This is a genomic window from Vibrio sp. 10N.222.55.B11, from assembly GCF_041473705.1.
GTDB lineage: Bacteria > Pseudomonadota > Gammaproteobacteria > Enterobacterales > Vibrionaceae > Vibrio > Vibrio crassostreae_C.
The window spans coordinates 1-217 of sequence record NZ_JBFRST010000188.1 but is presented as its reverse complement, the minus strand read 5'-3'; the positions used below and the strand labels follow the sequence as shown (position 1 = coordinate 217).

Here is a 217-nt window from a genome sequence, read left to right as displayed (position 1 = left end):
TTATCGACGAAAACACCAGTGAGTGGGTAGGTACTGTACAACGCAAGGATGGTGAGATCATTTTCCGTGGCAACGGAGACTTTGAAAAAACTCTAGTAAAAGTTGAAGGTGACCTAGAAGCTAACGGCAGTGCAGCCATCGTTAAAGGTAATGGCGAATGGTTAGCAACTGTTGAGCGTGTGGACAGTGGTTTTGAAATAACTAGTGGCAAGGGAAC

Annotated in this window: 1 protein-coding gene; it reads left to right on the top strand. The window is 45.2% G+C overall.

Going from position 1 to position 217, the window contains the following annotated elements; genetic code table 11:
• Nucleotides 1–217: hypothetical protein (locus tag AB4503_RS25665; RefSeq protein ID WP_372115936.1), on the top strand; the 217-nt coding region annotated here is incomplete at both ends.